Origin of the sequence: Anabaena sphaerica FACHB-251, from assembly GCF_014696825.1 — a bacterium.
Classification (GTDB): domain Bacteria; phylum Cyanobacteriota; class Cyanobacteriia; order Cyanobacteriales; family Nostocaceae; genus RDYJ01.
Map to the genome: position 1 here is coordinate 81,866 of NZ_JACJQU010000017.1, position 23,188 is coordinate 105,053.

Annotated in this window: 20 protein-coding genes; 5 read left to right on the plus strand and 15 right to left on the minus strand. The window is 39.5% G+C overall.

Features of this window, described 5'->3' with window-relative positions:
• Positions 1-2: 2 nt before the first annotated feature.
• On the plus strand, positions 3-953 hold the full coding sequence (locus H6G06_RS21575) for a DNA cytosine methyltransferase (protein WP_190563879.1): 951 nt from the start codon (positions 3-5) through the stop codon (positions 951-953).
• 48 nt (positions 954-1,001) lie between these two features.
• Entirely contained in the window at positions 1,002-1,166 is a 165-nt protein-coding gene (locus H6G06_RS21580) for a DUF29 family protein (protein WP_242039810.1), read from the plus strand.
• Positions 1,167-1,268: 102 nt separating this feature from the next.
• Here the strand turns inward: H6G06_RS21580 and H6G06_RS21585 are convergent, their stop codons facing one another.
• Positions 1,269-1,703: a hypothetical protein gene (locus H6G06_RS21585; RefSeq protein ID WP_190563881.1), complete on the minus strand. Its 435-nt coding sequence runs from the start codon at positions 1,701-1,703 to the stop codon at positions 1,269-1,271.
• 109 nt (positions 1,704-1,812) lie between these two features.
• A complete protein-coding gene (locus H6G06_RS21590) occupies positions 1,813-2,532 on the minus strand; it encodes a GDSL-type esterase/lipase family protein (RefSeq protein WP_190563883.1) in 720 nt (239 codons plus the stop codon).
• 793 nt (positions 2,533-3,325) lie between these two features.
• Here H6G06_RS21590 and H6G06_RS21595 point away from each other — a divergent pair.
• The gene (locus H6G06_RS21595; protein ID WP_242039811.1) at positions 3,326-4,504 is read left to right on the plus strand and encodes a glycoside hydrolase family 10-like protein; all 1,179 of its coding nucleotides are present in this window, start codon (positions 3,326-3,328) and stop codon (positions 4,502-4,504) included.
• A gap of 221 nt (positions 4,505-4,725) precedes the next feature.
• Here the strand turns inward: H6G06_RS21595 and H6G06_RS21600 are convergent, their stop codons facing one another.
• The 11 genes from H6G06_RS21600 to purC all read right to left on the minus strand — a co-directional run bounded on the left by H6G06_RS21600 (position 4,726) and on the right by purC (position 17,989).
• Positions 4,726-6,693: an FHA domain-containing protein gene (locus H6G06_RS21600; protein WP_190563885.1), complete on the minus strand. Its 1,968-nt coding sequence runs from the start codon at positions 6,691-6,693 to the stop codon at positions 4,726-4,728.
• A 66-nt stretch (positions 6,694-6,759) separates the two neighbouring features.
• Positions 6,760-7,305 carry an FHA domain-containing protein gene (locus H6G06_RS21605; protein ID WP_190563887.1) on the minus strand — a complete coding sequence of 182 codons (546 nt, stop codon included), beginning with the start codon at positions 7,303-7,305 and terminating at the stop codon, positions 6,760-6,762.
• Between the two features lie 130 nt (positions 7,306-7,435).
• Positions 7,436-8,101, minus strand: a complete 666-nt coding sequence (gene nfi / locus H6G06_RS21610; RefSeq protein ID WP_190563890.1) for a deoxyribonuclease V — start codon at positions 8,099-8,101, stop codon at positions 7,436-7,438.
• A gap of 74 nt (positions 8,102-8,175) precedes the next feature.
• Complete coding sequence (locus H6G06_RS21615; protein WP_190563892.1) at positions 8,176-9,474, minus strand: DNA cytosine methyltransferase; 1,299 nt, start codon at positions 9,472-9,474, stop codon at positions 8,176-8,178.
• Positions 9,475-9,706: 232 nt separating this feature from the next.
• A complete protein-coding gene (locus H6G06_RS21620; protein ID WP_190563893.1) occupies positions 9,707-10,702 on the minus strand; it encodes a FliH/SctL family protein in 996 nt (331 codons plus the stop codon).
• 73 nt (positions 10,703-10,775) lie between these two features.
• The gene (lpxB, locus tag H6G06_RS21625) at positions 10,776-11,936 is read right to left on the minus strand and encodes a lipid-A-disaccharide synthase (protein WP_190563895.1); all 1,161 of its coding nucleotides are present in this window, start codon (positions 11,934-11,936) and stop codon (positions 10,776-10,778) included.
• A gap of 138 nt (positions 11,937-12,074) precedes the next feature.
• Positions 12,075-12,890 carry an acyl-ACP--UDP-N-acetylglucosamine O-acyltransferase gene (gene lpxA / locus H6G06_RS21630; RefSeq protein WP_190563897.1) on the minus strand — a complete coding sequence of 272 codons (816 nt, stop codon included), beginning with the start codon at positions 12,888-12,890 and terminating at the stop codon, positions 12,075-12,077.
• Between the two features lie 181 nt (positions 12,891-13,071).
• Positions 13,072-13,587: a 3-hydroxyacyl-ACP dehydratase FabZ gene (gene fabZ, locus H6G06_RS21635; protein WP_190563899.1), complete on the minus strand. Its 516-nt coding sequence runs from the start codon at positions 13,585-13,587 to the stop codon at positions 13,072-13,074.
• 99 nt (positions 13,588-13,686) lie between these two features.
• The gene (lpxC, locus tag H6G06_RS21640; RefSeq protein WP_190563901.1) at positions 13,687-14,526 is read right to left on the minus strand and encodes a UDP-3-O-acyl-N-acetylglucosamine deacetylase; all 840 of its coding nucleotides are present in this window, start codon (positions 14,524-14,526) and stop codon (positions 13,687-13,689) included.
• Positions 14,527-14,698: 172 nt separating this feature from the next.
• Positions 14,699-17,170, minus strand: coding sequence for a BamA/TamA family outer membrane protein (locus tag H6G06_RS21645; RefSeq protein ID WP_190563903.1), 2,472 nt, complete (start codon positions 17,168-17,170; stop codon positions 14,699-14,701).
• Between the two features lie 81 nt (positions 17,171-17,251).
• The gene (gene purC / locus H6G06_RS21650; protein WP_190563905.1) at positions 17,252-17,989 is read right to left on the minus strand and encodes a phosphoribosylaminoimidazolesuccinocarboxamide synthase; all 738 of its coding nucleotides are present in this window, start codon (positions 17,987-17,989) and stop codon (positions 17,252-17,254) included.
• 56 nt (positions 17,990-18,045) lie between these two features.
• Between purC and H6G06_RS21655 the strand changes: the two genes are divergently transcribed.
• A complete protein-coding gene (locus H6G06_RS21655; protein ID WP_190563907.1) occupies positions 18,046-18,210 on the plus strand; it encodes a hypothetical protein in 165 nt (54 codons plus the stop codon).
• Positions 18,211-18,933: 723 nt separating this feature from the next.
• Positions 18,934-19,209 carry a DUF7219 family protein gene (locus H6G06_RS21660; protein WP_190563909.1) on the plus strand — a complete coding sequence of 92 codons (276 nt, stop codon included), beginning with the start codon at positions 18,934-18,936 and terminating at the stop codon, positions 19,207-19,209.
• Positions 19,210-19,322: 113 nt separating this feature from the next.
• Here the strand turns inward: H6G06_RS21660 and H6G06_RS21665 are convergent, their stop codons facing one another.
• Both H6G06_RS21665 and H6G06_RS21670 read right to left on the minus strand, forming a co-directional pair.
• Positions 19,323-21,911 carry a GAF domain-containing protein gene (locus tag H6G06_RS21665; protein ID WP_190563911.1) on the minus strand — a complete coding sequence of 863 codons (2,589 nt, stop codon included), beginning with the start codon at positions 21,909-21,911 and terminating at the stop codon, positions 19,323-19,325.
• Between the two features lie 131 nt (positions 21,912-22,042).
• Positions 22,043-23,161 (minus strand): glycosyltransferase family 4 protein, encoded by a 1,119-nt coding sequence (locus H6G06_RS21670; RefSeq protein WP_190563913.1) that lies wholly within the window; start codon positions 23,159-23,161, stop codon positions 22,043-22,045.
• Between the last annotated feature and the right edge of the window lie 27 nt (positions 23,162-23,188).

A 23,188-nucleotide genomic window follows, 5' to 3' on the forward strand; every position in this document is an offset into this window, starting at 1 on the left:
TTATGCTAAAAGTTATAGATTTATTTTCTGGGTGTGGTGGTTTATCATTAGGGTTTCAAAACTGTGGATTTGAAATTGTTGCTGCATTTGAGAACTGGAAACCAGCAATAAATGTTTATCAAAAAAACTTTAATCATCAAATTATTGAATATGATATTAGTCAAATAAATAATCATTCTGCAAATTATTCAATATTTAAACAATTCTTACCAGATGTAATTATTGGTGGACCACCATGCCAAGATTTTTCTAGTGCTGGTAAGCGTAATGAAGATTTAGGTAGAGGAAATTTAAGTATTACATTTGCCGAAATAGTAGCTAATGTTGGTAGTCAATGGTTTGTAATTGAAAATGTCGATTTATTTAGAAAATCCAATAAATATCAAGAATTTAGGCAAATTCTGAAATTTGCTGGTTATGGTTTAAGTGAAAAAGTGTTAGATGCTAGTTTATGTGGTGTACCACAAAAGAGAAAAAGATTTTTCTGTATAGGAGAACTGGGTGGTAAAGATGATAATTTACAACCTTATTTAGAGGCAAATTTAGCTAAAAAACCGACAACCATTCGAGATTATTTAGGAAATAGTTTAGGGATTGAATATTATTATAGACATCCTAGAAGTTATCAAAGAAGGGGTATTTTTAGTATTAATGAACCTAGTCCTACTATCAGAGGTGTAAATAGACCTATCCCTAAAAATTATCAACAACATCCGGGAGATGTTGCACCAGTAACGCCAGATTTACGTCCCTTAACTACTATTGAAAGAAGTTATATTCAAACTTTTCCTGAAGATTTTGTTTTTTCAGGTTCAAAAACAGATCTAGAACAGATGATTGGTAACGCTGTTCCTGTTATATTAGCAGAATATGTTGCTAATTGTCTATTGATGTATACTCAAGAACAGAATAAACACAAAATATCTGATGTTTCTTTGTTAAGTTGTCGGTAAGTTATATAATTAAAATATTTTTGACAATGAAAATGAAATTATCTGAATATGGATAAATTTTCTTTGTATGTTCAAGACTTCTATGCTTGGACACAACAACAAGCTAAAGCTTTGGAAGAAAAGTTAGTTCTAGAAGTAGACTGGCAACATTTGCAAGAGGAAATTCAAGCTTTGGGAAGGCAGGAATATAGAGAATTAGTAATAAGATATTGAAATTGACAAATATTCTCTTAAAAAAAAGGGACTTTAAATAATTGATTCATGTATTCTCTTTGCGTCTGGAGTGTCTTTACGTGAGAAAAAAATCTCTGCCTTTTATAACCACTGTCCACCGCGAAAACGCCACCGGGGAAAAATAATTCTCATGAAACTTTGAGAACTGATAAAAACCGCCAACCAAACTAGAAAATAATGTAAAAAAAACGCCCCTATTGGTAGTTCATTTTTTGGTAAAGGTATAGGTAAAAAACCAAAAATCTTCACTCCACAAAAAACAAATACCATTTCCCAAATACCAGCAATAAGTTGATAGACTGCTGGCCAGTCTCTATCCCAACGAGATTTTTGCAGATAGTTATAAACAACATCCCAACCTAAACCAAAAATAGCAACATAAGCAAGTATCCAGAAATAAACGCTATTAGCACCAGAACCTATTAACCCTGTAGAGAAAGGGATGGATACTAATACACCAACAGTTGCTAATAGTAATAATCGGGTTTGCCAACGACCAAATAAAGTTGGAGTCATAAAAATTAAAAATACAAAATTGTAACTAGGGAATAGGTAACAAGAATTATTTATCTGACTCCTGTAGAAACGTTCCTGCGGAACGTCTCTACTCGTGAATTCTTACACACTATAGTTGAAGTTGATAATCTACTTGACAATGATATTTAGCTAGTTCAGACCAATTGAGGACAGCTTCTAACAAGTCTTGATAACCGAGTGTATTGGGGTGAAGTCCATCTGCGGTGATGCGTTCACTTCTCCAAGTTTCACTATGTGACATCCATTGATCAAATATATCTAAATAAGGAATTTGTCGTTGGTTACAAGCTTGACGAGTAGCTTCTTTGTAGCGATATTGATCGGCATGATTGTAATATAAACAATCTAGGAAGGGCATTTTGGTTTCATCGACGGGAACCATACCGACAAAGAGGACGGGACATAATTGTTGTGCTTGGTCTAATAATGTAGCGATCGCTGTTTCAAATTCGGCAAAATCTGTATAATTTTTGCCATTAGGACGACCTAACCGGGGTGAGTCGTTAACGCCAACAGAGAGGATAATGAGGTCAGGGACACGGTTTCTGATTTCTCCCCGGTGACGAAATTCTACTTCTAACCGTTGGGAAACTTGCTGAGTGCGATCGCCCCTTACACCCAAATTATAAAGCACATGACCTACACTATCCGGTAACATCCACCACCGCCGCAGTTGTTCCACCCAACCGCCTTTTTCTGGGTCGCCGTAACCATATACTAAACTATCTCCCAGGGCGACAATTTTTAAAGGCTGGCATACTTTTGGCGTTACAGACAACATTGAGGAGGAAGGCTTCACAGTTTGCATCTTAAACAGCAGTGTAATTTATATCTTTACAATATTCTATACACTGTTACACTATTCTATGGTATATTTTTTAGCTTTTTTTGCTGTAAGTCAAGACTTTCTGTAACTAAAGCCAAAATTCAACAAAAATTCAACAAACCCGTTTTCCTGGGGGCTGAAGTTTTTGAATTTTGAATTATTTTTCTCCAAAAACCTGATCGCAATTTCTTTGACATCACCTCAGAGGCAATACTTGTCGGTTAAGCTCAAGACAATGAAATTATGTAGGTTGGGTTGAGGAACGAAACCCAACATTTACAAGGGTTTGTTGGGTTTCACTTTGTTCAACCCAACCTACTAAAATCCTTAACCGAACAGTATTGACCTCAGAGGTTGTCTTAAAAGTTCTCAGCGAATATAATTTGCTACTACACAAGCAAAGTCCACTAACGAAAAATTAAGGCTTTCAAACCTGCGTAGGCAGGTTTTGTCTGTGTAGATGTGATTTCTAATCGCCCAAATTAGACTTTTCAAACATCCTCTCAAACAGAAAAGATAGAAAAGATATTCAAACCAGGCACTACTTTTATATAGCTACGTCAACAATTATAATTAGACTCTATCAGAGGAGATTAGTTTTTCAGAAAAATACAATGCATCGCATTCCATGAACAACTACCTATTCACAATTCCTAACGCCCTTAAACAATATAACTGGTAGAAGATGATGCGGCAGCATAAATGGTTACATAATACATCATTCAAAAGGATGAAATTAAATTTCTTGTTTTTAGGTTCGCAACATAGACAAACAATGAATTGGCATCAGAAATTATTTAAAAAGCTGTTTCTCTTCTTGTTTTTAATTTCCTTTGTCACAGTCTTATTAACAAATACCTTTACACCCGTTAACGCTCAAATCCCACGTCAAGAAATTCGCGGTGTGTGGATAACCAATAATGATCTTAACATCTTCAAAGATCGTGCCAAGGTTAACGATGCTGTTACCAAAATGCGAAAACTCAACTTCAATACTATTTATCCTGTCGTGTGGAATTCTGGTTATGTAATGTATCCCAGCAACATAGCCAAACGTCTAGATATTCAACCATTTGTGTTTCGTGGTTCAGATGGACATGATATTCTTGCCGACGTAATTAATCAAGCCCATCGTCAAAATTTACTTGTAGTTCCTTGGTTTGAATTTGGTTTTATGGCTCCTCCAAGTTCGGAACTGGCATTAAATAAACCGGAATGGTTCACCCAAAAGCGCAACGGTAGCGAAACTTCCATTAGTGCTGCTGGTGAAGTTTCATGGTTAAATCCTTTCCATCCAGAAGTACAACAGTTTATTACTGATCTGCTTGTTGAACTTGCTAACAACTATGATATTGATGGCATCCAGTTTGACGATCACATGAGCTTACCTCATGAATTTGGATACGATAAATATACAGTTGCCTTATACCGTCAAGAAACCAAAAAAAATCCCCCAGCAGATTCTCAAGACCCAGAATGGGTAAGCTGGAGAGCAAATAAAATCACAGATTTCATGGTCAGACTTAACCAAAGAATTAAGCAAATAAAACCAAAAGCAATTTTTTCAGTTTCGCCAAATTACTACGATTTTGCTTACAAGCTGCAACTACAAGACTGGCTAAGTTGGGTAAGGCTCAACATAGTAGATGAACTAATTGTACAAGTTTATCGGAATAATCTAGGAAGTTTTACCGCTAAAATTTCCCGTCCAGAAATGCAAGAAGTACAACAAAAAATTCCGACTGGAGTGGGAATTATGGCAGGGTTAAGAACTAGCCCGGTATCAATGCGACAAATTAAATCTCAAGTACGAGCAGCACAACAGCGAGGATTAGGTGTAGTTTTCTTTTATTATGAAACTCTTTGGAACAATTCTTCAGAGGCATTAAAAGACCGTCTTGCAGGATTTCAAAGTCTTTTCCCCTATCCTGCTTTACGATTAGCCGCAGAGTAGATTGGTAATTGGTAATTGGTAATTGAGCAGGACTTACGCACAACTGAACGGAAGTAGGGGTAATTCATGTAGCTTGCTTCCCGAAGGGTATTACCCCTACGCAAGAATCAGGTTTTGAGTTCAATCTTGCGTAAGTCCTATTGAGGAAAAATAAATTCAAAATTAATAACTCTTGCCTTTTGCCTTTTACCTTTTACCTTTTGCCTTTTGCCTATTCCCTACTAAGGTGACTGATTGAAAACCCATTTAATCCACTGATTCAAAGAAGTAAAATTATTTAAACTTCCAATTCCAGGCGCACGGGCAGTATATAGCCCATCAACAGCAACTAACGCCGCGTATTGCAAACCCAAAAAACTATCAACTGCTGCATAGGGACCACCTAAAGTTATTGCCCCAGATGCATACATTTGACCTTTAGTGTTACGCATTTCAACTAATTCAAAATTGTTTGCTACTACTAACCGCCCTAAATGATTTAAAGGCAAATTGTAATGTGTTACCAAATCTTCTAGTAAGGGATTAGCATTTACTTTGGCATCAAGTCCAGTAGCATCAATAATAAAATCGGCAGTTAGTTTCATTTCCCCAAAACCTTTTTCTTGGATATGGGTAATAGTGCGGTTTTGGGCATCCCGTTCTACACCGACGACCTGACCAAAAGTGATTTGATACCAGCCTTCTTTAATACCTTCTTCAGTGATACGTTGCCAGTCTCCACGGTCTGCGGTAGTAGTTCCACCCCAGTCGGCTAATAAACCCTGACGTTCTTCCGGGGTAGCTTTTTCTAACATTACTCGTAGTTCACCGCCCCAACAGGCTTTAGGCCAGTTAAAGGGTTGAAACTCGTAGTGATTTTTGACGCTACGCTGTGCTTTTTGAAATTTGTTGCCGTGGGGTTTGGGCGATCGCATTAAATGTAAAACTGTAATATTACGATTTTGTTTTCTCGCTTCATAAATGCGCTGAACAATACGAGAAGCTACAATACCCCGTCCCCGAATTAAAACAGTACCACCTTGCTTTTCTAACTGTTCATATACATGAACATGATCTTCATAGGCATTGACCACAGATTTAAAATCTTGATATTTTTCCCGATAAGCTTGTAAATCTGGTAGAAACTGAATAGCTGGATATCCCGTAGCTAAATGTAAATAACGACAAACTAAAAAAGCATAATTTCCCGGACTCCGAGAATAAGCAACACAATATCTACCATCTTCCGTTTTGCGAATAGACCTCACACGTCCATAACGATAAATTTGATTCCAACCAATACGCTTAGTTTCCCTATCTATAGAATCAAAAACATTACCAGCACGAGGAGTATAAGTTTCTGCAAAAGTTGGTTCACTAAAAACTTGCCATAAATATTTAAATGCTGAATTTATTTTACCCTTAGTTAAATCATGCCAAGATTCTCTTAAAGCATAACTAGGCCAGCCCCAAATATTATCAGGACAAGAATCCGAATTAGAACGCAATCTTTCATGTAAAGGAATTTGGGAATTTAGACACAGACGTTTATAACGTGCATAAGGTTCTGCTTCTAGTCCCACAGCAATAATTTTTTCAGCTTTAACACCGCTAAGTCTTAATAAATCAACCCATATAAAACTACCCAAACCAGCCCCAACTGCTAGATAATCACATTCATCAACAGGTAAACCCGTAGCATGAATAGCTTGTAAATCAACTTTGTTATCCTGAAATACTGGGGGTGGAAAATTACTGGCTACAGGTGTAACAGAACGGACTGGAGATAAATTAGGATCTGGAAGATTAGTATTTGGATTAAATTGAATTGTGGAAGGATGATTAGGAGTTGGGGTATTAGTATTAAGACCAAACTGCACAGTTATTATATAAGGACCAATTTGCAAAGTATCCCCATTAGCTAATTGACAGCGTGTTTGGCGTTGACCATTCACAAACATCCCATTAACACTGTTTTGGTCAATGACCACAAAATTATTTTGTTCCCAATCTTGTTCCCAGTCAATCAGGGCATGATAGCGAGAAACTTCATTACTATTTAGCAGTATCCGAGAAACACGCTGACCCCTAATTTCTGCTGGTAACTTCGCAAATTCTCGACCAAAAGCAATAGGGACATTTAACTTAGGTTCTCGTCGTTCTCCGGTAGCTGGTTCTTCCCAACTTAATTGAATTTGTAAGTTAGTCATTTGTCAGTTGTCATGAGTCATTGGCAGAAGGCAAGAGGCAAAAGGCAAAAGGCAAGAGTTTTGAATTTAATGACTCGGTGCTAATAGCACGCTGACAGATGCTGCTAGAGATGTACCACACCAAGGACAACCTATTTGCAGGTTTTCTGGTGGGGAAATTTTATGACATTTGGGACACTCTAAACCATACACCAAATTTGGTTGTGTCGGAAGTGACTGTTTATGGTGATGATGTACGGCTTGTGCTGGTGGTTGAACTATGATTGTAGCGGGAATACTATCAATAGAAATAGCAGTAACTTGGAGTTGTTGTTGTCCTAGATAAATAATGCTTCCTTCAATTAAAGGCATTTCTCCTTTGACTAGTGGTTTACCATCTATTTGCGGGGGGTTTGGTTCACGTAAATTTCTAATATAAAAACGTTGCTGCTGATAATCAAAAAATATTTCAATGTGTAACCCAGATACTGTCGGATGAGTTAAAACAATATCGCACCGCAGTGGATCACGACCAATGCGGCAAGTACCAGGATTTTTGCTGTGTTGTTTTTCATAAATTTGTTGCGTTTTATTTTGACCTGCTTCGTGCCACTGTAAAATTAGTGCGTTCATTGTTCTTAGATAACTTTAATATTTAATTAATTCAACTTTATTCTGTGGAATTCCTAACATGATTGGTAACTATTTAGCAAGTCTTGAAAATTAAATCTCCACAAATAATATTATCTCCAAAATCTAGACTTTATCTGTCAGATGCGAGTTTATCAGCAATGCGCGTAGTTTCTGGTAAGCGATATTTTGGCGTGCAGCGTAATACATAGTCAATTGCTGTTGGTAAGCTGATGCGATGACCACTGGAGATATATAAAGGCTTCACTCCGGTACGACTCCGTAAAACTGCGCCAACGGTTTCATTTTTATGTATTAATGGTTGCAAACTACCTTTGGTTTCTGGTAATTCTTCATGTTTGCCAATAAGTAAAGATTTCGCAACACCTATTGTTGGTATATCTACTAGAACACCTAAATGGCAAGCTATCCCTAATCTTCGAGGATGGGCAATTCCTTGACCATCACACAATATTATATCAGGTATAGTTTTAATCTTTTCTAAGGCATCAAGAATAGCGGGTATTTCCCGAAAAGATAAAAAGCCAGGTATATAAGGAAACGATGTAGGACGGTACGCAAGACTGGTTTCTACAACTTGTAAATCAGGAAAACTCAGCACTGCTACTGCTGCACGACTCATTTTACCATCTTCGAGAAAACCCATATCTACACCAGCAACATATTGAATTGGTGTGTTGAGTTGATCTGTGGTAATAACTTGATTTCGCAGTGTTTCTTGAATAGTTATGGCTTCTTCAACTGTCGATGGCCAAGCATGAGTTTGTTGAATTTGCATCTTTCAATTGTGATAAAAATATTGCTTTTTTTAACTCGTCACTGTTAATCTTATATCTTAACATAGGTCATAATTCATGAGTCAGTAGTGCGATTCTTCCTTACCCTTGGTTCAATCATATTTGCACTCACATTAAAATGTTTCACAGCTTTTGACATATTCAAAATTAATAATTTCTCATCCCCTAGATTTTGAATAATTGCAGTTTGAGCAATTTCCACATTTAAAACCTTAATAATTTCTGCTGCTACAGCTTGCGCTAAAAGTGGAGGAACAGAATTACCAATTTGTCTAAAACCATGCCATTTTGTAGGATGAAATCTAAACCAGTCAGGATAAGAATGTAAACGCGCAGCTTCACGTACAGTAATACATCTGGGAACAGAAGGATGTATGGGACGAGGAGAAGTAAAAGCACCTTTATTACTAGCTGTACCTGCTCTGAGTGTATTACATAAACCGTCAGGAGCAAGTTTATAAAAACGGCTTATTAGTTCATTTTTACCATGAGGTGTTAACTCAAATCTTTTGATAGATTCAGGACTATGTTTTGTTCTTAAACTAGATGTTAAAATACTATGATCAAATTTACGCGGATATGAAAGATTGGTTTCCTCTACGCACAGATTACGCATTTTCATACCGTAATCACTAGGTTTATCAAAATCAGCTACTACCCAATCTTGTTGATATAATTCTGGATAATTTTCTATTTCTGGTAAATCTTGCAATGCTTCTAAAACTGTAGGTGTTGATGGTAGTTCTGCATTTTTATTGAATTTAGTATTTGATTTAGCTGGATAGGTGATAGCATCTGGATAATTTGGTAATTCTAAATCTTGACGACAACCAAGTAAAAATAATCTTTCGCGATTTTGGGGAACTCCATAATTAGCAGCATTTAAAACTTGATAATTATGATTGACTTTATAACCGTTGTTCTCAAATTTATCAATTATTTCCGCAATAAATTCTTTGTGTTTACCTACAGTCATTCCTTTGACATTTTCCATCATAAAAAACTTAGGCTGTAATTCTATAACTAACCTAATAAAATGAAAAACTAAAGAATTTCTAGGGTCATCAAAAGAACGTTTACCAATTAAAGAAAAACCTTGACATGGTGGACCACCAAAAACAACATCAATTTCTTGATTACCTATTTTTGAACTATTTCTAATTTCTAAACCTGTCGTATCTTCTACACTTTTACATAATACTTGCCAGAAAGGAAAGTTAAATTGATGAACTGCACAATGAATAGGGTCTAATTCTACAGAAGCTAGGACATCAAAACCAGCTTGTTCAAAACCAAGTGTCATCCCTCCTGCACCTGCAAATAAATCAACTGCAATTGGCCGTGCTTGTTTCATAGATTTAGTTATTATTAGTATATATAAACCTGACTTATTTGATGGAAATATAGCTTAGTTTTTACAGCGAATAAATCTTTTTTGACTACACAAAAATAATTTTTACTTAAATCGAAAAATTCAAAAAAATAAGCAGGGTTTAATTATTACTAAACCCCTATTAACTCCTATGCTTATTTGGATGATATTAGAGGATAGTTATCTCTAATTTTCCCATCTTTCCATAAAATAATTATTGTGCAAATCTAGCCAATAACTCTTCACGAGATAATTGCAGAAGCAAGGGAGTAAATTCTTCTCTGGTCATTACAATTATTTTGTCTATAATTGTTGCTAATTGTGAATCAACTTCACCAAAACGCACTTGCATGATACTTTCAATCATAGCGCGTCTTTCTCTTTCTACACCTCTGTCAATTCCTAGCTTTTCTCCTTCCTGAAGTCCTTCTTGTCGTCCTTCTTGTCGTCCTTCTTCAAGTCCTTCTTGTCGTCCTTCTTCAAGTCCTAGTTTTTTCAGTTCTTCTAATTGTTGTTGATAAATTTCCGATAATTTCATAATCAACTCCTGATCATCTTTATCAATATCTTGTTGTTGACGTTGACGTGCGGATAAAACAGCAATCAGGTCATTTACTAATTTTATGATATCTGAAAGAAACGGACTGTTGTTAGCTAGTGCTTCTAATTCTTCCACTGCTTGTCTTTGTACTTTCCCTTTACCTAATATCCTGAGAAACAGGGTTTCTGGTGTACTGGGTAATTGATGAATAGCAATAATTACAGTTTTTAAGCTCTCTGCCAAAAAATAAATCCCTTTACCCCAGTTTTTTTCATCTACAGTAGTATTGAAACTTGCTAGAAGTTCCGTTGATGCTGTGGGAGAAAAAATCCACAAACGGGGTAATGCTGCTTCATTGATGGTGGTATTATTACGGTTAGATTGACGCTCTAGGTCTGCATGGATATCAAATAATTTACCCATACAACTACGAATTTCACTTTTGCTGACGGCATTGCGGAATGGTTCAAATATAGCATAATTTTTTGCCATTCTTCCCAGCAGTCCAAGTGTTTCTAGATTTGCTGCTGCTTGGGGTGATGGGATAAATAATACATCAATCTGTCTGACTTCTGCTGTAATATCTTTACTGGTTTCTACTTGTCCATAAGGTGTTAATAGTTCAGTCAGATATTGTTTAGCAAATTGGTCATGTATAAACCGAGTCATATTAAGTATGTTTTAATAGTGATTAAATCTGTGAGGTTAGGGAATAGGATTATTTATCTTCCCATCTTCCCTGTCACCTAATTTTCATTTCCAAAATTTCCTTTGCAGCGCGATCGCACACTCCCAATTCTCCCAAACATTGCCGCATTTGCTGATAATCTACTAAAGTTTGCTGTTTCTTTTCAGGATTTAATAATAATTCCATTGCGGCTTGAGTAATATTCTCAGATGTAGCTTTTTCCTGCAAAAATTCTGGCACAATTTCCCGCATCACAACTAAATTTACAGGAGAAGCAAAGGGAATTGAACCTTTCAGAATCTTACGCGCTACCCAAGCAGTAAAAGGACTAAGACGATAAACAACTACTTGCGGAACATTTAACAAAGCTAATTCTAAATTGACAGTTCCAGATTTTGTAATAGCAAAATCAGATGCTGCAAAAATTTCCTGCTGTTGACCTGATACTATGGTTGCTTGTAAACGATAATCTTGAATGCCTTTTTCAATTTTATCTCTAAATTTTTCCAAAGATAAAGGAATCCAAAAATGTACTTCTGGTAATTTAGATTGGATATTTTGAGCAGCTTGAAAAATTACTGGTAATAAATATTTTAACTCTTGACCACGGGAAGCAGGTAAAAGAGCGATCGCAATTTCTTCCTCTTTAATTCCCAACATCTCCCGTGCAGTTTCCCGACTCGGTGCATTGGCCATTCTATCAACTAAAGGATGACCAACCCAATTAACTTTAGCCCCTTTGGCCTGATAATAACGAGCTTCTTCAGGGAAAATTGCCAATAGCTTATCTGTAAAGCTAACTATTCTTTTTGTTCTCTCAAAACTTGTTGACCACACCCACTCTTGGGGAGCAATATAATATATCACAGGTACATCGGGAAAATGCTCAGACATATAACTACCAATCCCGATATTAGGAGTCATGTAGTCAATCAGCACCACCAAGTCAGGAGGATTTTGCTTCAGATAAGCGATCGCTCGCCGTTGTACCTGGATAGTGGGTATAAAATACGGTAAAGCCTCAATTATACCCATTGAGCCGATACCGCTAGTATCGCCCAAAATTCTCGCCCCTGCGGCGGCCATCTGATCACCACCCAAAGCTACAATCTCTAATTTATACCCTGTAGCCACAGCTTGACGCTGAAGTGCCGCAATTAACAGCGCCCCCTGCAAATCTCCAGAAACCTCGCCAGTGCTGATAAATATCCGCATTTGTCAGTTTTCAGTTGTTAGTTGTCAGTTGTCAGTTTTCAGTCATCGCCATCTTGGGGAGCCACTGCGGTCTTGGAGTCTCCCCAAGTAGAGCAAGTGGCGTGGTTTCCTCCATAAGCGACTGACGTTCGCAAAGCGTCAATCATCACTTGCGTGTTTTCTCCCCTTACCGGGAATTAAACCACGTCTTCCTGGCATTTGCGAGAGCAGCAAGAAACGGCGCAGATGTTCCAATTGTTCCGTATCTCCTAACATTTCCAACTCTGCCAAAGCATCTTTAAACAGTAAATTGGAACGGTAGAGAGTGCGGAAAGCCTTTTTGAGAAGTTGGAAGTCTTCTGCTGGCATTCCTGAGCGTTTTAGACCCACCAAATTGAGCGATCGCACTCGTGAAGGATTGCCCTCAACCAACATATAAGGAGGCACATCCCGGTCAATGCGGGTCATACCGCCCACCATCGACATACCACCGATATGCACAAATTGATGGACACCCAAAACCCCACTTAATCTAGCACGCGACTCAATGTGGACATGACCTGCTAAAGCCACAGAATTAGCAATTACCACCGAATCCTCAATCACGCAGTTATGACCAACGTGAACATAAGCCATCAGTAGATTACCATTACCAATCACTGTCGCTTCACCCCGGCCAGTGGCACGGTTAATAGTCACATACTCACGAATCGCATTATTGTCCCCAATTTTCACCCAAGTAGGTTCTCCCACATACTTGAGGTCTTGGGGTTCCATACCAATCACAGCACCAGGAAAAATATGATTTCGCGCCCCAATTTCACAAGGACCTTCTAGCACCGCATGAGCGCCAATAATAGTTTCTGGTCCGACTTTGACATTCGCTCCAATCACAGCATAAGCACCGACTTGCACCGTTGAGTGGAGTTCCGAATTAGGATGTATTACAGCAGTTGGATGAATAAGTGTCTTCAAGGGTGACTCTCCAGAACTGAGTTCAGTGAAAAAAAGTGTCGGGCAAAATAAGCTATGTGTGAGGATGACGAAAGTCTAGAAATCAGTAAATACGCTTGAGGTTTTTTGTTATTACTGTTATCCTTGCTTATGATTGACTGAGGGCATTTCACGGCTATGCCCAAATCAACAAAGCCAAATTTTAGCTAACCAAAGAAAACATAAGTTCCCCTTCAGCAGCTAGTTGTCCGTCAACTTCGGCTCGACCTTGCATTTTACCGAAACGACGCTGTTTAACCCATAACAGTTCCACTGTCATAATTAGCTGATCACCGGGTACTACTTGACGGCGAAAACGGACTTTATCAATACCAGCAAAAACAAACAGTCCTCCAGGGCTATCAGACATTTGCGTCATGACCACCCCTCCCACTTGTGCCATTGCTTCCACAATAAGTACACCAGGCATCAGTGAACGTCCGGGAAAATGTCCTTGAAATTGAGGTTCATTAAAGGTGACATTTTTGACCCCGACAGCCAATTTTCCTGGTACATAGTCAATAATTTTATCTACCAGTAGAAACGGATAGCGGTGAGGTAAGAGTTGCTGAATCTCTTCCACCGTCAAGGTTTTTTTCACTTCCGGTGTATTGGTATCCTTATGATCTCCTTCAGTTGTAGTCACGTCAGTAGAATTAGCTTGGGTGAGAATTGACATGGGTAGTTCGTAATTCGTAATTCGTAATTTGTAATTCCTAGTTACTAATTCCTGCTTAAATTAGTGACTAGAGTGAAAACTATGCGACAGAATCAAATTCTAAAATAATTCTAAAATTTTCTGTGCCAATTGAATGTGCAGATTATGACTAGCTTTGTAAGCCAAGAAGTGCGCGACAGGAAATTTGCCCAGCAAGCTCAAATCTCCCACTAAATCCAAGATTTTATGACGTACTGGCTCATTTGCAAATCTTAACGGTGGATTTAGCCAACCATCAGGGCCACAAACTAGGGCATTATCCAAGCTACCACCTTTGATTAATCCTGATTTTTGCAGATATTCAATCTGGTGCAATAACCCAAAGGTACGAGCCGGAGCAACTTCTGTAACAAAGGTATTTTCTAGATTACGAGATAATGACCAACTATGCCATTGATTACCAATCGCAGGTAACTCAAAATCAATTCCATAGCTAAAACGAGTTTCTGAGGATGGTAAGGCGCAAACAAAAGCATCAGCTTGATTTACGCAAATCGGTTCTTGAATAACTATAGGCTTTTGTTCATCATCAGCTGGTTGTGATACCAAGCCCACCGCAGCAATGCTATCAGTCCAGGCCTGAGCCGAACCATCCAACAGCGGTACTTCTGGTCCGTCGATTTCAATCCGGGCATTATCTACACCCATAGCGGCCAAAGCTGCCAACAAATGCTCTACCGTGCGGACATAGACCTCATCTGTACCCAACTGAGTAGAGAGAACTGTCTGATTAACTACTGCAATTCCGGCGGGAATAACAGGCGAATTTGACAAATCCACCCGTACAAAATAACGATTGCTTCCCGGTTCTGCGGGTAATATCCGCACACTGGTACTTACACCGCTATGCAGCCCCACACCCGTTTGTGTAATTTCCGCAGCTAACGTGTGTTGGTGCATAGGCTAAAAGCCGATATATTTCGGTTAGTATTACTCATCTGCTCTATGTTAGTAGACACCCTGGTTTATCCCTGTATGGGGAATAGTATTAAGGCAAACGGGAAAATTAGCAACCTATTGAGTCATGGGGATTGGGGACTGGGAAAAATCACCTTTTGCCTCCAGTCACCTATTAAAACCTTTCCCCGATGCCAAAATTGATGCGGCTATCACCATCATCACTTAAGCCATAGTCTATGCGGATTGGTCCTAACGGTGACTGTACACGTACACCTAGACCATAGCCATAGCCAGTACCATTTTTATTCAAAATTTCCGCTGCTTTGGTACTGCTTCCCAAGTCGCTACCATAATCAAAAAATAGTGCGCCACTGACTACAGAGAACACAGGGAAGCGATACTCAACAGATGCCTGCACATAACTACGTCCAGTTGCTAATCTGCCTTCATCGTAACCCCGGACAGAGTTGCTACCACCAAGGGTAAAAGCTTCGTAGGGGGGTAAGTCACCCAGGATTGTACCTCCTTGGAGGTTAAATGCTAGAGTTTGTGCGCCTTTGCCAAAGCCAAGAAATTTCACCGGTAAATATTGGCTGTAGTTACCCCTTAACCTGGTCAGTAAAATGTTACCTTGTCCCACGGGTACAGATTGATCAACTCCGACGCGAAAGTAAGAACCATTAGTTGGTTGTAAGGGATTATTACGGCGATCGCGTTGTGCGCCCAACTGCAATAATAGCAAATCGTCTTCACCTGTACCCGATTCAGTTAGGGGAATAGCAGGGCTAATTTGAACACCATTATCATTAAATATTGCTCCTTCTTTTCTCAGATCACCATCAGCATCACGGCTAGACACTCGTTGATACTGCAAGCCCGCTGAAGCAACCCAATCTGGTTTTTGATAGGGATTAGGGGAAAGAGGACGAGTAAAAGAAACACCACCACCTAAACGGGTAACACGGGGGCGATCCTGCTCATCTCTATTAGTGATATTACCGGGGTCAAAGGTTTCTATAGTGTCATCTTTCCCCTCAAAAATCAAGGAAATTGAGCGACGACGGAAAATATTAGCTGTATAAGAAGTCCGGTAAGGATCACCCGCAATCCAAGGATCTGTAAACCGCAGATCAAACAGCAGTTCTCTTTCACCTATCTGGATTTCTGACGCAAGTTTTTGGTTTCTACCCCCCAGGTTTTGCTGCTGATAGCTGATCGTACCAAATAACCCACTAGCGGAACTAATCCCCGCCCCGGCAGCTATCGAACCGCTGCTGCGTTCGGCCACATTCACCACGACATCAACTTTACTGGGGTCTGTACCAGGGTCGAGTGAGACATTCACATCTTCAAACAATCCTAGACCAAATACCCGTTGTAGGTCTTTTTGTACTATATTGCGGTTGAATACCTGTCCGGGCTTTAATTCCAATTCCCGCTGAATAATATAATCTTTTGTCCGTCCCCGAATTGGGTTGCCTTTATCGTCTACTTCCTGTCCTTCTTTATTGCGGAAGCGGACTTTGATATTTTCTACTACTCCTTCTGCTACTTGTAGGGTAACAACTCCGTTTTCTGAGACTTTCGGCGCTCCAATTAGGTTAGCCAGTACATAACCTTTGTCTTGATACTCTTTAGTTAACTGCTTAATACCTTCTTGTAATGCTCGCAAATTTAAGATTTTACCATACTGTTCACTAAAGATTTTATCTACAGTGTTAGCGGGTAATACAGAAGCAACACCAGTACCCGGATTAGCTTCTATTTCTACTTTACTCAGGACGGGATTAGGATCAACAACGAAACTCACTCGCACACCCAAAGGTGTATCTTCTGGCACGGCTCGCACGTTCGAGAAAAACCCTGTGGCAAAGATAGCATTAATATCTTCTTGCAATTGGGAACGGGTTGTTGTTTGTCCTGGTTGGGTACGAATCGCTTGGTAAACCTGGTTTTCTAGTTCTGGTGAGATTGGACCCGTTGGCGATGTCACGGCTACTTCTGACACCAGAACACGAGGTTCGGCTGTTTCTGCATTATTAGGGGAAACTGGTTGTGCAGTAGGTGGATTGGCATTTTCCTGACTAGAATTAGTCTCAGGAGTTGCTTCTGGTTCTAGTGCTTGTGCAGTTGTTGATGGTGTCGTCGCCGTTGGGATGATTACTTCTGCTTTTGCTCTCGGTTCTGAGTTGCCAGATAGTGCTGTTCTCAGGACTTGTGCAGTTGTTGATGGTGTCGTCGCCGTTGGGATGATTACTTCTGCTTTTGCTCTCGGTTCTGAGTTGCCAGATAGTGCTGTTCTCAGAAGTTGTGCAGTTGTTGATGGTGCCGTCGCTGTTGGTATGATTATTTCTGGTGTCGCTATTGATGCTGAGTTAGCTGTTGAGACTTTGACAGCAGGTGTAGATGAGTCAGATTGCGGTTCTAAAACCACTGCTGTTGCAGCGACAGGAGTCTCTTGATTTTTACTAACACCATTGTTACCAGTTTCCTGTGGTAGCAGATGGTTTGATTCTACTGTGGCTACCTCTGTTACTTGCTGGGTGTTATCAGGAGTTTGTGCAGTCGCACTTAGTGAGTTGTCCAAAGGGACAGCGATCGCCACAACTGCCAGAAATACAGGAGATAAATGCTTTTTACTCATATTCCTCTTCACTACCACACATAATTAAGTCATTAGTCATTAGTCATCAGTCATATAAGACAAAGGACTATGTACACGCAGTTAATTCTTGCTTTCTACTACTTGCAATACCCTTTGTAAAACCTCCTGGTAAGCGTTCTCTACATTGCCTAAATCCCGACGAAAGCGATCTTTGTCCATTACCCGACGGTTAGGATCGTTTTCTGCTATATCCCATAAACGACAGGTATCAGGGCTAATTTCATCTGCCAACAACAGCTGCTGTTGTGAGTCCAAACCAAATTCGAGTTTAAAGTCTACTAGGGTAATACCGCACTGTTGCCAAAAGTCTTTAAGAAAGTTGTTGATTTGCAATGCCAGATGGGTAATACTGTCAACTTGTTCCTCTGTGGCTAGTTTCAGCAGCAGTAATCGTTCGCGTGTTAGTAGAGGATCTCCCAATTGATCGTCTTTGTAATAAAACTCTACCAAAGGCTGTTGCAGAATTGTACCTAGTGGTAATCCTGTTTGTTGACAAAGACTACCAGCAGCAATATTTCTGACAACTACTTCTAATGGCAAAATTTTAACTGCTCTGACTCGCATTTGGTTGGGCGTTGGACAATCAATAAAATGAGTCTTGATGCCATGCGCTGCCAAATGTTCAAACAACTTACTGGAAATGGTACAGTTTATGCTGCCTTTTCCCTGGATGCTGCCGCGCTTTTGAGCATTAAATGCAGTTGCATCATCTTTAAAATCAGCCAGCAAGACTTGAGGTTCGTCTGTGGTGTAGATGATTTTCGCTTTGCCTTCGTATAACTTTGTATTAACAGACATGGTGGTAGATACAGTTGCAGGGCGGTGCTTTCCAGCTTAACCATTTTATCAGCCCTATGGCTAACGCCACGCTGCGCTATCGGGCAAGGCAGAAGGTTGGATTTATTCACCACAAGCAAGCCCTGTGGCTTTGTCCATTTAAGGTTAAGGTTTTTTCTTTCTCTTCCTCCTTACAAAGAAGGCAGGAGACAGGAGGGAAGAAGTATGAATTAAAACTTTAGTTCTGGGTCTCAAGCCCAGTTTAAAAGAGGAATTGTATCAAGACGCATAGCGTCCTTGCTTCAATCCCACTAAAACGTGGGTTCCTCCTGCCTCCTGCCTCCTATCTCCTGCCTCTTGAACTTTTTCCCCTTACCCGACAAATATTGTCCTCTGACCTACCTAACTCTTTTTCCCTACCCCCCTATTCCCCTGCCTTGGCAGTGAAACTGGTAAACTCTGCATAAAAATTTTACGATTTTAGTTAACTTTGGTAATTTTTGGTAAAGAAAATTTTATAATAAGAATAAATTACGGACGTATACATTGATACTTTATCGCCGGATTTTTTGTAGTTGTAGCTAATTAAAATCCATTTTTTGTAAATTAAGGAATTTTTTGTAAATTAAGGAATAAGATGAAATAATTAAAATTAAAAAAATGCGAGAAGTGGTAAAACCTTCATCCAGGAGATTGCGATAAATCTTTACAAAAGATATGTAAAGATATATAACGGGTAATCGCTCGTGAATAGCTTTGGTCGCTTTAGTATAAACTTTTTTGACAATCAGCTGCTTAATAACTTACAAATTTATTATTTTGTCAAACTTTAAATTGACCACTCGCTCCAATACTTTGCCATAATCACGGTTTAATCTGAAGCGTTCTCCTGACTTAATCAAATAGAGATAAGAGTGGCTAGTGGTTCTGCTGTAAACAAGAAAATCAGGAGGAGAATCAAATATATGGAGAAAAAAATGGTGAGCAAAGATGATTTTCTCTATCCTCGTGGCCGCTACTACGGTCATGTACAGCCTGAGAACTTGGTTTTCAATGCAAATTTACAGGAATTTGCCCAGCGAGTAAGTTATATTTGCAACTTAGAAACTGGTGGTAAACTTCCACCAGATGAAGCTTACGAACAAATCAAGGCGCTGTGGAAGCAATTAAAACGCTCGAAAAAACAACTCAGGATAGGTGAAGAACCCTTTCAAAGCAATGAGTCTGAGTCTGAAGGTTAGAGTAGGGACTGGAGACCCAGAAGTAGGGGTGTAGGTGAGAAGAATAAATTCTTACTCTTGCTTTCGTCCTTTTGCCTCTTGTGTCCTACCTCCGGCCTCCGGCCTGCCAATTACTACTTTGTTGCCATTGTCCAAACACCATCCCAGGAATTTGGCGGAGGAGTTTTTTGGTAATTATAAGCACGTTCTAAGTGGATAGCTACGGTTTGGTCTGTGGGTAAAATGCGTTTGGCAATTTCAAAGCTGGCGATCGCTTGGGTGAAATTTCGTGATATGTATGCAGTACGTCCCGCCTCGTAATGGTATAAAAAATCTTGTGTGCTGGCATCTAGGGGAGTAGAGCGATCGCCAATTAACTCATAGATTTCTACGGCTTGGTGTTTACCCTTAACACGAATTTTATCTAGCTGACGCACCCAAACGAGATCGCTGCACAAATTATAAGTAAATTCGCTGATAATAATGTCACAACCATATTCTTTTGTCACCCCTTCCAAGCGAGAACTCAAATTCACCCCATCGCCAATCACTGTATAATCCATTCGTTTCCGAGAACCAATATTTCCCGAAACCACTTCCCCGGAACTAATACCAATGCCAAAATGTATTTGGGGTTGAGCCTGAACAATCCGCCGTTGATTAAATTCTTCCAAGCGTCGACGCATATCCAAAGCTGATTGTACTGCTCGCCAAGCATGATTCTCTGTCAATGGTAGAGGCGCACCAAAAACCGCCATTAAAGCATCACCAATAAACTTATCTAAAGTTCCTTCATAGTGAAAAACTGACTCCACCATTGTTTCAAAATATTGATTTAGCAGCGATACCACCTCAGCTGCTCCCAAGTTTTCCGTGAGAGTTGTATAACCTCGAATATCAGAAAATAAAATAGTGACTTCCTTGCGTTCACCCACCATCAAGCTATCGTCTCCCAAAGCCATCACCTGCTCGGCTACATGAGGTGTCAGATAGCGGTACATGGTGCTTTTAAGGCGTTTTTCCCGGCTGATATCTTCCAACACCACTAAACCACCCCTGACTCCCCCTTCTGGGTTAGTTAAGGGATTGATGGTAAGATTGATGCTACGTTCTAATTCTTTCACCACATCAGCACTAAGGAACTCAGATTGAGCAGTGAGCGGTTGATTCCAAGGAATAAAAATATCTGGATTAGTGCGATCGCGCATCGCCAAAATTAACTGCTGATTTTTCAATCCTGAATGCAATCCTGAAGGATCAGTTTTATCACTATCCAATTGATATAAGCCCACCATCAGATTTTGTTCTGGGACATAATGTTTAGCAGCATATTTTAAACTATCTTCCAAACGCATTTGCAGAGTTTCAATGGGTACAACCTCCCACACTTTACGCCCCAGCAAATTTTCCTGCCATAACAGCTTATTTGGTATTCTGTTAGCTTCCTTCAAAGGACAACCCAGTAACTCTAGTGCCGCATCATTAATAGTAACTATTTGACCTTGCATATCTGTAGAAATCACAGCATCAGATAAACTCTGAAGGATATCTTTTTGATACTGTCTTTCTAACAAAACATTTTCAAATAAACGGGCGTTTTCCAAAGCTATCCCAGCTTGGATATTAAAAGCCCGCATAAACTCTTCATCTGAAGCCGTAAAACTGCCTTGTTCTTTATTAATTAATTGGGTGACACCGATTAACTCATTAGCCGAATTAAATACTGGTAAACATAAAATATTGCGAGTTACATACCCAGTTTTATTATCTGTAGTCGGGTCGAAGCGGGGGTCTTGGTAAGCATCGGGGATATTTAGTGCTTGACCTGTAGAGGCTACATAACCAGCAATACCACGGTTAGACGGAATACGGATTTCTATCAAGTTTTTGTCGTTAGCTGTTGCTACTTTCGTCCATAGTTCCCCCATCTCCTTGCGATACAAAAACAGCGTGCTGCGGTCTGCTTGCATCAAAATCCGGGCTTGTTCCATGACTATTTGCAAAGTTGCTTCCAAATCCAAACTTTGTCCTAAAGTCTGGGTCGCACGTAACAAAGCTGTTGCACCTCGTTGATTTCTAGCCGCTACATAGAAAGATTGGCAACTTTCCAAGATAATCCCAATCGAAGCAGCAAAGTCTAGAAAAGACTCTTCATCATCTTGATCAAAAGGAATATTTCCTGCTTTATTTGCCAGTTGTACAACCGCTACAGTTTGCTTTTTACTACTCACAACCGGCATACATAAAAGATTGTGAATTTTATAGCCCATTTGTTTTTCCAACTCTGGACTAAAAAGAGGATGAGTAGCGGTTTCAGGGATATTAAGATACTTACCTGTACTAGCTACATGACCAGGAATACCCACATTTAATGGAGTGCGGATTTCTAAGAATTTTTGATTATTATCTTGAGGAACTTTTGACCATAGTTGAGCTTTATCATAGTCAACTAAAAAAATAGCTGTATGTTCGGCTTGGAGAATTTGACCAATTTTCAGGGTAATGGCTTCTAGCACTTTCTCCAACATACCTTCTAGAGCTTCATTATTAATCAGATCAATAGCTCTGAGAAATTGCTGAAACTCAGCCGTAATAAAGTCTAGTAAGCAAACAAACTCGTTAACAGAAAGCTCTTGAACGCGACAGAGTAGGGACTGGGTGCGATTAACTTGAGTTAGTTCAGTTAATGTAGCCAAGACGCTACCAGCGTTAGGAAGTGTCATAAATAATTAAAATTTAAAAATTTAAAATCGTCATTAGTCATTAGTCATTAGTCATTAGTCATAGTCATTACTTATTAATTTTATAGTTTTGACTTTTGACTTAATAAATCTCCCCAGTCCCTATTCCCTTTTTAATTTTTTAACACTATTTTTTGATAGTAATCTTGCAACTGTCGTGTAGCAGCACTCCATCCCCATCTTTCTGCTTCCTTACGGGCATTCTCACGGATAATAGTTATTTCACGTCTGTGTTTTAACAACTTTATAGTAACATCAATAGCTTCTTGAATATCCCCTTTAGGGTCAAAAAGATAACCATTTACACCATCTGTAACAATATCAGGAATCCCACCAGAACGGGCTGCGACTACTGGACACCCAGCGGCCATAGCTTCTAGTAGCACTAATCCCAGTGTTTCTGTGCGAGAGGGAAAAATAAAGGTATCAGCACTAGCAAAGGCAGAACCCAACTCTTTACCCATTAGATAACCAACAAAATGGGTGTTTGTCCCAGCAAAGTGTTTTTCTAGATTTTGGCGATTTGGTCCATCTCCAACCAAGGCTAAACGCGCATCAGGAATAGCCTCTAAAATCGGTTTGATGCGCTCAATTTCTTTTTCAGCTGAAAGACGACCAACATAAAGTAGTAAGGGGCTTTCTGGATAATTTTGGGATAAGCGCGATCGCATTTCCGCACTAGCTAGATCAGGATGAAATAATTCTGTATCTACCCCCCGTTGCCACAAATCTAATCTTTCAATCCCATGTCCTGACAGTTCCTCTATCATTGCTGTCGAGGTACACAAATTTAACTCAGCTTGATTATGAGCGCCTTTAAGTAATTCCCAAAGTAAACCTTCTAACATTCCCAAGCCGTAGTGTTGCAGATATTGAGGTAGATGGGTATGGTAAGAAGCCACCAAGGGAACTTTTAAGACTTTACTATAAAAAATGCCTGATAATCCCAAAACTGCGGGATTAACCACATGAATAATATCCGGCTTAAATTCTTCTAAAGCGTGACCAATGGCAGGACGAGGAAGTGCTAATTTCAACTCTGGATATAGAGGCAGAGGAAAACCAGTAACACCGTAAACTTTCGCTCCTTTATGTTCCGTGATTCCACCTTCTGGGGCAAATACTAATACTTGATTTCCATCCCTTTGCAGATGATCAACAGTGTGACGTAGACGGGTGACAATCCCATCAACCTTGGGTAAAAAAGTTTCAGTAAATAGGGCAATTCTCATAAATAACTGGAAATCAGGAGGCAGGGG